Raw genomic sequence first — 13,098 nt, 5'->3', positions numbered from 1 at the left:
TATGTGTTGTAAAGGTTATAAATGCAAGATAGTTCGCTAAAAGTCGGTGAGTTTGATTCTTTAAATAAGGCTGCTGGTTTTAAGCCTATGCCTGCTACAAAAATTGATTATGTTCGTGAGTTTCACAATGATGTGTTTGTAGATGAATATGCTTGGATGAAGGATAAAGAGAGCAAAAGACTTCGTGAATATATTGATTCTCAAAACAAGTACACTGAACAACGCGTTTCTAGGTTAGATTCTTTACGTAAACAACTGTTTAATGAGATGAAATCGCGTATTCAAGAAACGGATATGTCTGTTCCAACAAGAATGGACGGATATTGGTATTATGTGCGTACCGTAGAAGGTAAACAGTACGGGATTCAATGCCGAATGCCTGTTAAAAATGAGAATGACTGGGATCCGCCAGTTATAGATGAACGCGCAAATCCTGGAGAAACAGAAGGCGAAGAAGTTATTTTTGACGCCAACAAAGAGGCATCGGAATTTGGTGGAGATTTCTTCCAACTTGGAGGAATGGATATTAGTTTAGACGGCACGAGAATGTTGTTTGGCGTCGATACTAAGGGTGATGAAAGATTCGATTTTTATATTCGTGATTTTTGCAAAAGTAGCAATGATTTTATAACACTTCCAGATTGCATAAAAGGCATATCTTCTGCGCTTTTAACACCAGACGGGAAATGGGTTTTTTATGTGACTTTAGACAGCGCATGGCGACCATACCAAGTGTTTAGACATAAAATTGGAACTTCTGTAGAAGATGATGTAAAAGTTTTTGAAGAATTGGATGCGAGATTTTTTGTTAGCGTTTACGAAAGTTTCGACGAACGTAGCATTATGATAAACAGCAGCTCAAAAACAACTTCGCGCGTATTAATGATTCCATTAAGCACTCCAGAAGCAGATTTTAAGATGGTGTTAAAGCCTATAAAAAACGTGGAATACGATGTTTCTTTCGCATGCTTTGAAAATGCTGGAGATGATGGTAAAGATATTCCACTCATGTTTGTAAGCCACAATCTTAAAAATCCTAATTTTCAGATTGACGTTATAGATTTGCGAAAGCGATCTATGGAATCAATGCCATTTAACATTGGCGAAGGCGATTGTGTTGTTCAGGGATCTCCTTACGGCTGCAAAAATGGTGATTTATTAGAACCAGGAGCCAGCAAAAAAGCAGTTAGTGAACCGTATTATAACAGCAAAAATCCTAAGATTTTACAGGGAACTTGCGGATTGAGTATTGATGGTTTAAGCGTTTATAAGAATTATGTGGCTCTTTCTTTCCGAGCGAATGGCTTGCCTCAGCTTGCTGTTATGCCTAAAAGCAATGCTGTTGAAGATTTTAATGCTGGACGACCTTGGCGTTTTATTAGGGTTGGGGCAGAAGGTTTTATAAAGGAAACAGCGGAAGAGTGGCAACCAACCGATGTTGTAAAAGATAATTTGTCTGATTTGTCTGATTTATCTATCCAAAATCAAAATCAAAACACCGCTCGAATTGAACTATCTAAAATAACCAATGAACAAGCTAAAAATAGTCGTGTTTACCTTATTGGAGCAACTGGTAATCCTTCTTACGAAGCTCCAAGAATGCGTTATTCTTGTTCAAGCTATGCGACACTAGGGTCTTTGCGTGAAATAGATCCTATTACAGGCAAAGACGTTTTGCTTAAGCGTGGGAAAATTCTAGGCGATTTTAACGAAAATGACTACGCAGAAAAACGAGTGTGGATTACTGTCCGAGATGGAGAGCGCGTACCCGTATCCCTAGTGTGGCGTAAAAACACTGTGGCTAAATCACAAGCAATGTTCATCACCGCTTACGGAGCTTATGAAATAAGCAGCGACCCGTATTTTTCTGTGGCGCGTCTAAGCATGCTGGATAGAGGAGTGCTGTTCGTACAAGTGCATGTGCGAGGCGGCGGAGAAATGGGTCGTGCGTGGTATGAGAATGGTAGGCGTCGCAACAAAAAACACACGTTTGAAGATTTTGTAGACGTTACGCGCGCTTTGCAACAAGCTGGGTATGCTGATGCGAATCAGACTGTTGCAAATGGTGGTTCTGCAGGCGGCCTTCTTATGGGCGCTGTAGCAAATATGGCTCCGCAATGCTACGCGGGAATCGAAGCTGATGTTCCGTTTGTTGATGCGCTTACGTCTATGCTAGACGACTCGTTGCCGCTTACTGTTACAGAATGGGACGAATGGGGAGACCCATTGCATAATGCGCAAGATTACGCTTATTTAAAGTCTTACACGCCTTACGAGAATGTGCCTGAACATGTTGAGCCAGGTGAGTTTCCAAAGATTCTTATAACTTCTTCGATTAACGACACTCGCGTTCTTGTTACGGAGCCTCTTAAGTGGCTTGCTCGTTTGCAGGCTGCAGGTGCGGACGCGATTGCGCGCATTGAAACAGATGGCGGTCACGGTGGAAGCTCTGGCAGGTACAAAAAGTGGGAGGAAGTTTGCTATGAAAACGCATGGTGTTTAGATGCCATGGGTATTTCGTAGAATATTTTTAAAACACATTGGAGGCTGATTGTGGTAAGAATTAAGCCAGATAAGCCCTACACGGAAGACCTTCCTTTAACGCATACAGCGTTATTTAAGCAAGTGCCACTCGATCAAGCGAGGGAGCTTCTCGAGCATTTGCATGAGTCGGTTTTTTCTAAGGGGCAGGCGATTTTTAACGAAGGAGATACTGATCGCCGCATGTATCTGCTTGAGCGTGGACGGGTTAAGCTTGTACGCCATTCAAGGGATAATCGTGTGCAATTGCTTAGTATCCACACGCACGGTGAGATTCTTGGAGAGATTCCTGTTTTTGACCCGTTCGGCGGTCCGCGTACAGCTTCTGCAATAGCAATTACAGATAGAACTCGCGTATTATGGCTAGAAAACGAAGTTCTTTTTAAGTGGCTTGGCCATCATCCTAGGGTTGCTGTAGACATGCTTCAGGTTTTAGCTGCACGTTTAAGAGCAAATAATGAGCATATTTCTGATCTTGTTTTTATGGACGTTCCAGCTAGATTGGCTAAAACGCTTTTAAACCTTGCTTCTAGGTTTGGAGAACCTGTTAGGGAAGGTGTGCTTGTTCCTCACGATTTAACACAAGAAGAACTTGCTCAACTTGTTGGGTCTTCTAGAGAAACAGTTAATAAAGCGTTGATGGATTTTGCTCAGAGGGGTTGGATTAAAAGGCACGGTAGGTCAATTATTATTTACCAACCTGGAATGTTGATTCGCAGAGCAGAAAGATAAATCGCGATTTTTGCGTGCCGCAACGTAGAGGCAAACCTCTAGAATAGTTCGCATGCCTAAGAAGAAATCCCTCACAACTCGTCGCGTGTTAGCACTGTTTCTTACGTACATCACATTGTGTGTTGCAGGTGGTGTAGTATCAAGTATTTTATTTGTGCCAGGAGTGATGAGCGTAAACAGTGTGGTCAAGTCTGTTGTGCCTTCTCTTAGAGTTGATGGCATTGATTTTGACGTTACGGCTTTACCTCAAAAGTCGCGTTTATACGCTTCTGATGGCAAAACAGTTATAGCAACATTTTATGCTCAAAATCGCACTGTTGTGCCATTAAGACGCATATCGCAATACATGCAGCAGGCAATGGTTGCGCGTGAGGATCGTAGATTCTTTGAACATTCAGGCGTTGATGTGCAAGGCGTTATGCGTGCGTTTGTGCAAACGTTTATTAAAAAGTCTGATATGCAAGGTGGATCGTCTTTAACACAGCAATACGTTAAGAATGTTCTTATGATCAAAGCTAGAGAAGACAATGATCCTATTTCGGAATATCATGCTGCAGAAAGTACTGTTGCTAGAAAATTGCGAGAAATGTTAATCGCAATACAAATGGAGAAAAAATACTCTAAGCTAGAGATTTTACAGGGATATTTAAACGTTGCACAGTTTGGTAGTAATAATCTTTACGGTGTAGAAACTGCTGCAAAACGCTATTTTAATACCACTGCAGCCAATCTTAATCTTGTTCAAGCTGCGACTATTGCAGCAATCACAAAGAATCCTTCTAGGTACGATCCTTCTATTGAAGAAAATCAGCCTGAATCACAGAAGCAAAGAAATATAGTTCTTGATTTAATGCTTCGACAAAACTTTATAAGTCAAAAAGAACATGATGATGCGGTTGCAACACCAATTAAAAGCACTCTTAATATTCAGCATGAAGTTGCTAACGTCGGTTGCCAGGCTGCTGGAGATGCAGCATTCTTCTGTGATTATGTTACTAAGAAAATCTTGAATTCTAGAGAATTTGGCAAAACAACTGTAGCAAGGCAGAAGCTGCTTAACGAAGGCGGATTAGACATTTACACAACAATGGATATTCTTGCAAACTCTTCTGCAATGGATACAGCTAGGGCTACTGTTCCAATAAACGATCCAAGCGGTTTTGAAGTTTCGATTGCTGCTATTAAACCTGGAACTGGAGAAGTACTTGGATTTGGAAGCAACCGTATTTACGATGCTACAGATGCAGCAAAATCAGACCCTACGCACACTGCGATTAACTACGCTGTAGACGAGCGAGACGGCGGCGGCTTAGGCTGGCAGATTGGTTCTACGTGGAAGCCAATTAACATTGTTGCTTGGCTGCTTGCTGGAAAGTCGATTAATCAGCCTCTAAGAACAAGCATGCTTTATAACAACACTGATTTTTCTTGCGCAAGGTATCGTGGAATTGGCCGCTGGTCTGTTCAAAACTCTGGTGGCGGTAGTGTTAGCCCAGAAACGCCTTTAATGGGTCTTGTTCATTCTCATAACACTATTCAGGCTGCTATGGGTGCTCAGCTTAAGCTGTGTGCAGTGGCAGAGGCTGCGAAAACACTTGGGTATCACAATTCGCCACTGGGTCAAGAAGATGTGTTCTCTAAGAACTCGTTCAATCCTCCTATGTTGATTGGTGCTGTGCAAGCTTCGCCGCTAACAATGGCTAATGTTTTTGCAACTATTGGCGCTAATGGTGTTCAATGTGATCCTATAGCAATTAAGCGAGTAGTAGACAAAAATGGCAAGCGACTTCGTGTTCCTAGTGCGCATTGCCATCAAGCTATTCCAAAGAAGATTGCTCAAACTGTTGCATACGCTATGAATCAAGGTGTTGTTCAGCCAAGTGGTGTTGCTCATGGCGCGCAACTAGAAGGCGGTCGTAAGACTTTTGCTAAAACAGGTACGAACGAGCAATACTACATGACTACTGCTGGATTTGTGCCAAATAAGGTTTCTGCTTTTGTTGCCGTTGGAAATGCGGAAGTACAAAAGAGCTTTAGCAATATGAGAATTAATGGCGTCTACCACAGCACATGGTATGGTACCTACATTGGTATGCCTGCTTGGAAAAAGTTTATGGATACGTACCTAAAGGCATCTAACACGCCTATGGATAACGATTACGGAAAACCAGATCCAAAGTATATGGCTGGCGGAAAAATGCCGTCATTAACTCCGCAAATGCGTCAGGAAGATTATGCAGAGCAGCAGCGTAAGCGCGATGAGGATGCTCGTAGACAGGCGGCTCAAGATCAGGCTCAGGCTCAGGCAAATCAGGGTGCGGCTTCGACAGATCCTGCGACTGGTGGATCGTCGGTTACTGGCGATGGAAGAACGAGTACATCTTCTGGTTCTACGTACGGTAATACGGATAGAACAGGAGACGCATCTTCTGACGGTAATTAAGCTTCATCTGGTTAGTTGAAAATATTATTAAAAAATCAGCTGGCATTGAGGTATTGTGCGAATACTTCGATACCAGCTGATTTATTGTAATTTATTGTTATCTATTCTGGTTTTTTTTTTAATCTACATCAGCTGAAACTGCATCTTTAACTGTTTCAAACCCATCTTTTCTGAGTAAATCAGCAAGTCCGCGCTTTAGAACAGTTATTTGTTGAGGACCTCTATACATAAGAGAAGAAACGAACATAACTAGGTCAGCTCCACTTCTAATCTTTTCATAAGCTTGTTTTGCAGTAAATACGCCACCTATTCCAGCAATAGCAAAGCGAGATCCGAACTCGCTTCTAGTTCGCTTAATAAGCTCATTACTTGCGGCAAATGTTGGAGCCCCTGAGATTCCACCTTTCCAATCTGCAGGAATGTCTAGTCCATCTCGATTCTTGCGCAAATTTGCAATGCTCAAGCCATCAACTTTATGCGTGCTCAAAACGTCAAGCAAAGATTTAAATTGAGGCCATCCGCCTTTTAGATTCAAAGGCATTTTTACAAGAGTTGGTTGAGGGCGATCAACTTTATCTAAAACATTAAAAAGCTTATCTAAAGCTTCTGGATCACTAAAAGGCTCGCCAGCCATAGTGTTTGGACAAGAAATGTTAACCTCAATCATGGAGCTTTTACCACTTGCTCGATCCATAGATATGCGATAATCTTCAATACCTTCGTCTAAATCGCCAACAAGATTATCATTGGTGCGCGCAATGCTTACAGAAACACGCATGCTTTTAGCATTAGTCCACGCTTTTTCCACTCTAGGAATCACAAACTCGCTACCGTCGTTAGCAAGACCGGCATGAACAAGAAGAGAATCATATTGCGGAAGCCTATGATACCAAGGTTTAGCGTTTCCTTCGCATGGGCGAGCAGTTGTAGAGCCTACTGTTTCAAAACCAAAACCAGCATTGTCTAGAACAGTGCATAAGTCGCAGTTTTTATCGAGTCCTGCGCTTAAGCCAAATGGATTCGCAAAATCCACTCCCATAATTCGCGTTTCTAAAATTGGATCCGTGTAGTCTAACATTTCTCTGAGCATCCACATTAATCCTGGTATGCGTTCACTCGTCTTGCAGAAAGTGATCATGCGATCGTGAGCTTCGTCTGGCGGAATGTTAAACACTAAGTGCGGCTTAATTACATGCTTATAGCTAAAGGTGAATAAGTCTGTTGCAGCTTTGTTCACAGCATTGTGTAAAGAATTTTCAGATACATAACTCATAACTCAATACTATACAACTTTGAGCATTTTGCAATTTTTACTACAAAGTCGTGAATTTTTGCGAATGGTATAGCAGCACAGCTATATTTGTGAGTTATGCCTACTTATGATTTGGGACTCGAACGCGTATCGCTTGAATTTGCAACAAAAACTATTTTTAGAAATGTGACTCAAGGTGTTTTTGAGGGAGACCGTATAGGAATTGTTGGAAAAAACGGAGACGGAAAATCCACTCTTCTTAAGCTTCTTGAGGGTAGTATGGACCCAGATTCTGGCAGAGTTACGCGTAGAAGCGGATTGACATTTGGCATTTTAAGCCAGCGAGATCCACTGGACGATAATGCTACAGTTCGCCAAGCTGCATTGGAGAATCGACAGGATTATGAGTGGGCTGCTGATTCAAAGTCTCGCGAAATTGTTGAGGCTCTTCTTGGCGGAATCAATCTTGAAGCTAAAGTTGGTACGCTTTCTGGAGGTCAGCGTAGGCGTGCGGATTTGGCTAGGTTGCTGTTGCATGATTGGGATATTTTGGCTTTGGATGAGCCTACGAATCATCTTGATGTGCTCACAATTCATTGGCTCGCAGAGCATCTTTTGCACAGGTGGCAAGACGGGCAGGGCGCGCTTTTGCTCGTTACGCACGACAGGTGGTTTTTAGACGAAGTTTGCTCTTCTATGTGGGAAGTTCACGATGGAGCAATCGACCCGTTTGAAGGCGGATACAGTGCGTACATGATGCAACGTGTTGAGCGCGAACGTCAGGCGGATGTTCGCGAGGAGCGCAGGCGGAATTTGGCGCGTAAAGAGCTTGCGTGGCTTTCTAGAGGTGCTCGCGCGCGTTCTACTAAGCAAAAGTTTCACGTTAAGCAGGCTCGCGAGCTTATAGCAGATGTTCCACCTATGCGAGATACTCTTGAGCTAAAAAGAATGGCAACTTCTCGTCTTGGTAAGCAAGTTGTTGATTTGATTGATGTTACGCAAATTTTTGAAGATTCGTCAAATCCTGCTGGAGCCGATGCAGATATTGTAAAATCACCATTTTCTCAGCCTACACATGTTGGTAGCGTTACGATTTCTGTAGAAGAATCGCCAGAAGCACCATTAAAAGAAACATGTGCAGCATCGCAAAAAACTATTACAGGTCGTATGCTTTTAGACAATCAAACGTGGCTGATAGGTCCAGGAGACAGATTTGGCATAGTTGGTGCGAATGGTGCTGGAAAATCAACGCTTTTGAACATAATAGATGGCTCTTTGCATCCGACTAAAGGACATGTAAACATTGGTAAAACTGTAAAGTTTGCTGTGTTGTCTCAACGTTTGGAAGAACTTGAAAAGCTTGGAAAATATAAGGTTAAAGAGGTTTTGAGCAGATATAAACCAAGCTACATAATCGACGGCAAAGAAGTGACTCCTGGTCAACTTATGGAAAGACTTGGGTTTAAGCCTGAACAACTTATGACGCCAATAGCAGATCTTTCTGGTGGTCAAAAACGTCGTATGCAGTTGCTTCTGATTCTTTTAAACGAGCCAAACGTGTTGATAATGGACGAGCCAGGAAACGACTTGGATACGGACATGCTTGCTGTTATGGAAGATTTACTTGACACTTGGCCAGGTACTTTGATTGTTGTATCTCACGACAGATACTTGCTTGAGCGTGTAACAGACCAGCAATTTGCTCTTATTGATGGGAAAATTCGTCATCTTCCAGGTGGAGTTGATGAATATTTAAAGATTATGGAAGACTACGAGCGTGCAAATATGCAAGAGTCTAAGGCAGGTTTTGTGTCAGAATCTGAGACGAAATCCGAGTCTAAAGAAGGAATTGAATTAGATTCTGATCGAAAGTCTGAAACAAAATTAAGCGGAAAAGCTTATTACGATGCTACTAGAAGAGTTTCAGCAATAGAGCGAAAATTGGAAAAGCTTGAGGAAGAAAAAAACGAGATTGAGCAGAAAATGGCTAGCCATGATCCAAGTGATTTTGTAGGCTTGCAGAATCTTAATGAGAAGTTGCAGGCGAATCAAAGTGAGTCGAGCGCGTTAGAAGAAGAGTGGCTTGAGCTTAGCGAGCAGATTTGATGCAAAAGTATCCAAAATATTACAGTTTTTGTAGCACGATTTGGCACAAGATTAATGCCGCGTGCTAGATTGTTGAATTATGGCTCAGATTAAGGATATGTTGGAATCAGTAAAACCTATTCGTTTTGATGGAAGAGACGTAGATGAGTTGCGTCCAGTAAAAATAACTCGCAATTTTACCAATGTCCCAGAAGGCTCTGTTTTAATCGAGTGTGGTAACACGCGTGTTATGTGCACTGCCACTTTTACTATTGGAGTTCCGCGATGGAGGCGAGATACTGGTTTAGGTTGGGTTACCGCTGAATACTCAATGCTTCCAAGGGCAACAGCTGAGCGCACTGATCGCGAATCTGTTAAGGGGAAAATCGGTGGAAGAACGCATGAGATTAGTCGCCTTATTGGTCGCTGCCTTAGAGGTGTTATAGACATGAAGGCAATGGGCGAGTGCCTTATTCAAATTGATTGCGATGTTCTTCAAGCAGATGGCGGCACGCGCACGGCTTCGATTACAGGCGCATATGTTGCTCTTGTAGATGCTTTGAATTGGGCAGAAAAGCACAAGCATATTCGTAGCGCTAAAAACGTTCTTAAAGACTCTGTTTCTGCTGTTTCTGTTGGCGTGATTAATGGCACTCCAATGCTTGATTTGCCGTATGTGGAAGATAGTCAAGCAATGACAGATATGAATGTTGCTATGACTGGTTCTGGCAATTTTATTGAGATTCAGGGCACAGCTGAGCATCGCCCGTTTAATCGCGATGAGCTTAATGTTTTGCTTGATTTGGCAGCTAAAGGTAATCGTGAGCTTCAGTCTGCTCAGCGCGCTGCTTTAAGTCAAAATTAAATAAAGTTTATATCTGTTTGTTCGATAAATTACCAAGGAGTGGCGAGCGTGAGACTTGTTGTGGCAACGCATAATGAGGGTAAACTCGTTGAAATTAAGCGTATTTTAAACGAAGAATTTGATGAGATATCGGAAAATATTGAGCTTGTTACAGCAGGTTCTCTTGGGCTTCCAGACCCGGTAGAAACAGGTGTGACTTTTGAGCAAAATGCGCTAATTAAAGCTAGAGATGTTTCTTTAAGAACTGGTTTGCCTGCAATAGCAGATGATTCAGGTTTGATTGTAGATGTTCTCGGAGCTGCTCCAGGAATATTGTCTGCGCGTTGGAGCGGTGTTCACGGAGATGACAAGGCGAATAATGAACTTTTGCTTAAACAGCTTGAAGACATTCCAGATCAGTGTAGAACAGCACGATTCCGCTGTGCTGCAGCTTTAGCCATTCCTAAGGGTTGTGGTGAAACAGAACTTGAAAACACTCTGTGGAAAACAAATGGTTTTGAAACTGTTCGCGTTGGAGAAATGGTTGGTAGACTGATTAGAGCTCCACGCGGAGAGAGTGGTTTTGGTTACGATCCGCTTTTTGTGCCAGACAATCAGCCTGTTAGAAATGGCATTCAAATGCAGGATTTGACAAGTGCTCAGCTTAGTCAAGAAGAAAAGAACGCCATTTCACACAGGGGTAGTGCGTTACGAGCGCTTTTACCAGAGTTAAAAGCGATGTTTACTGGGCAAATTAAGTAAATAAACTAAATAAACCAGAGGTAAACTAGTTGATTTGTAAAATTGGATTTGTGATTTTTAATCCGTGAACAAATCTTTAGATATGATAATGCGATTTTCAGCAACCTGCTTTAAGTGCTTGCCATAATTGCTTTTACCATATTTTTCTGCCGACTCAAGTAAGCGCTCGCGACTAATCCACTGGTTTTCGTACGCAATCTCCTCAAGCACTGCGATTGGCAGCCCTTGCGCTCGCTCTATTGTGCGCACAAATTCGCCCGCTTCGTAAAGCGAGTCCATTGTGCCAGTGTCTAGCCACGCGTATCCGCGACCAAGAGTCATAACGTTTAGCGAGCCATTTTCTAAGTACATTTTGTTAAGGTCTGTAATCTCAAGCTCTCCGCGCGCACTCGGCTTAACTTGTTTTGCAAACTCTGTAACTCTGGAATCGTAGAAGTATAATCCTGTAACAGCATAGTTAGATGCTGGGTGTTCTGGTTTTTCTACTATGCTAACGGCTTTATGATTTTCATCAAATTCCACAACGCCGTATCTTTCTGGGTCGTCTACGTAGTAGCCAAAGACTGTAGCGCCGTGTTCTACGCGTGCAGCGTGCTTTAGAATGGCTCCCAAGCCATTTCCGTAGAATATATTGTCTCCAAGTACTAGCGCGCATGAATCGCCGTTTATGAACTCTTCTCCGAGTATAAATGCTTGAGCAAGACCGTCTGGCGATGGCTGAACTTTGTAAGATAAGTTGATTCCAAATTGTTCTCCGCTTCCAAGCAGCCTTTCAAAATTAGGCAAGTCTTGAGGAGTAGAAATCACAAGAATATCTCGGATTCCAGCCATCATAAGTACGCTAAGAGGGTAGTACACCATTGGCTTGTCGTACACTGGCAAAAGCTGCTTAGACGTTACGGTAGTAAGTGGGTATAGGCGTGTGCCAGAACCGCCAGCAAGAATAATGCCTTTCATCTTTGAAACATCCTTTACTTGTTGTTTTGTTCAATTCTATTTACGTAAGATTCAAGCAAATCTTCCCAATTGGCTGGCGCAAATCCAGTGGACTCGATTTTTTGCAAGTCAAGCGCGCACTTGTGTGGTCTAGGAGAACCATTAGATGTTCGCGTGTAATCGTCTACTCGGTTTGCTTCGATTTTGCTTGTGTCTACATTAAGTTGTGTAAACACTTTTTGAGCAATATCGTGCCAAGACGCGATTCTGCCTGATCCTGTAAGATTGTATGTTCCGTATTGCGATTGCGTGTTTAGAAGATGGAACATGCCTTTTACTAAGTCGCTTGCAAAAGTGAGTCTTCCAGTTTGGTCTATTGGAGCTTGAACGCTAACAGATTCGCCATTTTTGCAACGGTTCGCAAAGTCAATCATGCGCGTTACAAAGTTTCGTCCTTCTCCAACAATCCAACTTGAGCGAATAATATAATGCTGTGGAACATTTGCTACTAGAGCGTCTGCTGCAGCTTTTGTTTCGCCGTACACGCCTAGTGGCGCAAATTCTTCGTTTTCTTTGTGATTTTCTTGAGTGCCGTCAAAAACATAGTCGCTTGAAATGTGCACAAGAGTGATGTGGTGTTCTTGTGCTATTTTTGCAAGATTTGCCACTCCTTTAACGTTGCTATTCCACGCGTCTCGTCTTCCTTGTGGCGTTTGTGCGCCGTCTACAGACGTGTATGCTGCTGTGTTAATAATCGTTCCGTACAAATCCCAGTCGTAGCGGCTGTAATCGTCTTTATTTGCTATGTTGAAGCTATCTAAGTCTACGTACTCAAATCCTTCTAAATCATGCTCTTTAGCATAGTTTTGTATTGCGCGACCAAGTTGACCGTTGCATCCAGTTACAAGAGTGCGTTTTGGTGCCATTGGTTTGGCGTCTTTTAGCATTGGGTGATGTAAGTCAGCTTCGCTTCGCTCGGATTCTTCTAAAGGTATTGGCCAATTAATGTGTAAATCTGGGTCTGCAAGGTTTACAAAAGTGTATGTTTTCTTTTGCTCTAGCGACCAATGTGCGTTTACTAAGTACGTGTATGCTGTGCCATCTTGCAAAGCTTGGAAGCTGTTTCCTACGCCTCTAGGCACGTAGATTGCTTTGCTAGGGTTTAGTGTGGTTGTGTACACTTGACCGAAGCTTTGACCTGGTCTTAAATCTACCCATGCTCCAAATACTTCGCCAGTAGCAATGCTTATGTATTTATCCCATGGCTCTGCGTGGATGCCTCTGGTTACTCCGCGTTTTTCGTTGAACGAAATGTTGTTTTGTACAGGCCCAAAGTCTGGCAATCCTAAAGCCGTCATTTTGGCGCGCTGCCAGTTTTCTTTGAACCATCCGCGGTTATCTCCGTGTACTGGAAGATCGAACACGATTAAACCTGGAATATTGGTTTTTGTAACGCTTAGTTCTTTTTCAAATTCCATAGCATCCTACAAATTCTTTATTTTT

The 13,098-nt window shown here is 42.6% G+C and carries 9 protein-coding genes; 6 read left to right on the top strand and 3 right to left on the bottom strand.

Annotated features, from left to right (window positions below):
• Nucleotides 1–21: 21 nt before the first annotated feature.
• From ABVC65_RS00785 to ABVC65_RS00775, 3 genes are read left to right on the top strand one after another with little or no spacing between them, the layout of a single operon-like run.
• Nucleotides 22–2,523 (top strand): S9 family peptidase, encoded by a 2,502-nt coding sequence (locus ABVC65_RS00785; RefSeq protein ID WP_353582347.1) that lies wholly within the window; start codon nt 22–24, stop codon nt 2,521–2,523.
• A 30-nt stretch (nt 2,524–2,553) separates the two neighbouring features.
• Nucleotides 2,554–3,273: a Crp/Fnr family transcriptional regulator gene (locus tag ABVC65_RS00780; RefSeq protein ID WP_004112109.1), complete on the top strand. Its 720-nt coding sequence runs from the start codon at nt 2,554–2,556 to the stop codon at nt 3,271–3,273.
• 52 nt (nt 3,274–3,325) lie between these two features.
• The gene (locus ABVC65_RS00775; RefSeq protein ID WP_064622908.1) at nt 3,326–5,716 is read left to right on the top strand and encodes a transglycosylase domain-containing protein; all 2,391 of its coding nucleotides are present in this window, start codon (nt 3,326–3,328) and stop codon (nt 5,714–5,716) included.
• 118 nt (nt 5,717–5,834) lie between these two features.
• Here ABVC65_RS00775 and ABVC65_RS00770 read toward each other — a convergent pair whose 3' ends face one another.
• The gene (locus ABVC65_RS00770; protein WP_353582346.1) at nt 5,835–6,989 is read right to left on the bottom strand and encodes a quinone-dependent dihydroorotate dehydrogenase; all 1,155 of its coding nucleotides are present in this window, start codon (nt 6,987–6,989) and stop codon (nt 5,835–5,837) included.
• Nucleotides 6,990–7,085: 96 nt separating this feature from the next.
• Between ABVC65_RS00770 and ABVC65_RS00765 the strand changes: the two genes are divergently transcribed.
• The 3 genes from ABVC65_RS00765 (at nt 7,086) to ABVC65_RS00755 (ending at nt 10,659) form a co-directional block, all read left to right on the top strand.
• Nucleotides 7,086–9,074 carry an ABC-F family ATP-binding cassette domain-containing protein gene (locus tag ABVC65_RS00765; RefSeq protein WP_353582345.1) on the top strand — a complete coding sequence of 663 codons (1,989 nt, stop codon included), beginning with the start codon at nt 7,086–7,088 and terminating at the stop codon, nt 9,072–9,074.
• A 79-nt stretch (nt 9,075–9,153) separates the two neighbouring features.
• Nucleotides 9,154–9,918, top strand: a complete 765-nt coding sequence (rph, locus tag ABVC65_RS00760) for a ribonuclease PH (protein ID WP_004123212.1) — start codon at nt 9,154–9,156, stop codon at nt 9,916–9,918.
• Between the two features lie 48 nt (nt 9,919–9,966).
• The gene (locus ABVC65_RS00755; RefSeq protein ID WP_353582344.1) at nt 9,967–10,659 is read left to right on the top strand and encodes a non-canonical purine NTP pyrophosphatase; all 693 of its coding nucleotides are present in this window, start codon (nt 9,967–9,969) and stop codon (nt 10,657–10,659) included.
• Between the two features lie 57 nt (nt 10,660–10,716).
• Here ABVC65_RS00755 and rfbA read toward each other — a convergent pair whose 3' ends face one another.
• Together rfbA and ABVC65_RS00745 are read right to left on the bottom strand one after the other, a co-directional pair.
• Nucleotides 10,717–11,616, bottom strand: coding sequence for a glucose-1-phosphate thymidylyltransferase RfbA (gene rfbA / locus ABVC65_RS00750; RefSeq protein ID WP_004112125.1), 900 nt, complete (start codon nt 11,614–11,616; stop codon nt 10,717–10,719).
• A 14-nt stretch (nt 11,617–11,630) separates the two neighbouring features.
• On the bottom strand, nt 11,631–13,073 hold the full coding sequence (locus ABVC65_RS00745; protein WP_353582343.1) for a bifunctional dTDP-4-dehydrorhamnose 3,5-epimerase family protein/NAD(P)-dependent oxidoreductase: 1,443 nt from the start codon (nt 13,071–13,073) through the stop codon (nt 11,631–11,633).
• Nucleotides 13,074–13,098 lie beyond the last annotated feature (25 nt).

The organism is Gardnerella vaginalis (genome assembly GCF_040427915.1).
Taxonomy (GTDB): domain Bacteria; phylum Actinomycetota; class Actinomycetes; order Actinomycetales; family Bifidobacteriaceae; genus Bifidobacterium; species Bifidobacterium vaginale_C.
Note: the sequence above shows the minus strand (reverse complement) of the source record. Positions and strands in the feature narration are given on the sequence as shown.

Excerpts from the sequence above, each read along its gene's own strand:
- ABVC65_RS00785 (WP_353582347.1), top strand. The coding sequence starts at position 22 with ATGCAAGATAGTTCGCTAAAAGTCGGTGAGTTTGATTCTTTAAATAAG.
- ABVC65_RS00775 (WP_064622908.1), top strand. The coding sequence starts at position 3,326 with ATGCCTAAGAAGAAATCCCTCACAACTCGTCGCGTGTTAGCACTGTTT.
- ABVC65_RS00770 (WP_353582346.1), bottom strand. The coding sequence starts at position 6,989 with ATGAGTTATGTATCTGAAAATTCTTTACACAATGCTGTGAACAAAGCT.
- ABVC65_RS00765 (WP_353582345.1), top strand. The coding sequence starts at position 7,086 with ATGCCTACTTATGATTTGGGACTCGAACGCGTATCGCTTGAATTTGCA.
- rph (WP_004123212.1), top strand. The coding sequence starts at position 9,154 with ATGGCTCAGATTAAGGATATGTTGGAATCAGTAAAACCTATTCGTTTT.
- rfbA (WP_004112125.1), bottom strand. The coding sequence starts at position 11,616 with ATGAAAGGCATTATTCTTGCTGGCGGTTCTGGCACACGCCTATACCCA.
- ABVC65_RS00745 (WP_353582343.1), bottom strand. The coding sequence starts at position 13,073 with ATGGAATTTGAAAAAGAACTAAGCGTTACAAAAACCAATATTCCAGGT.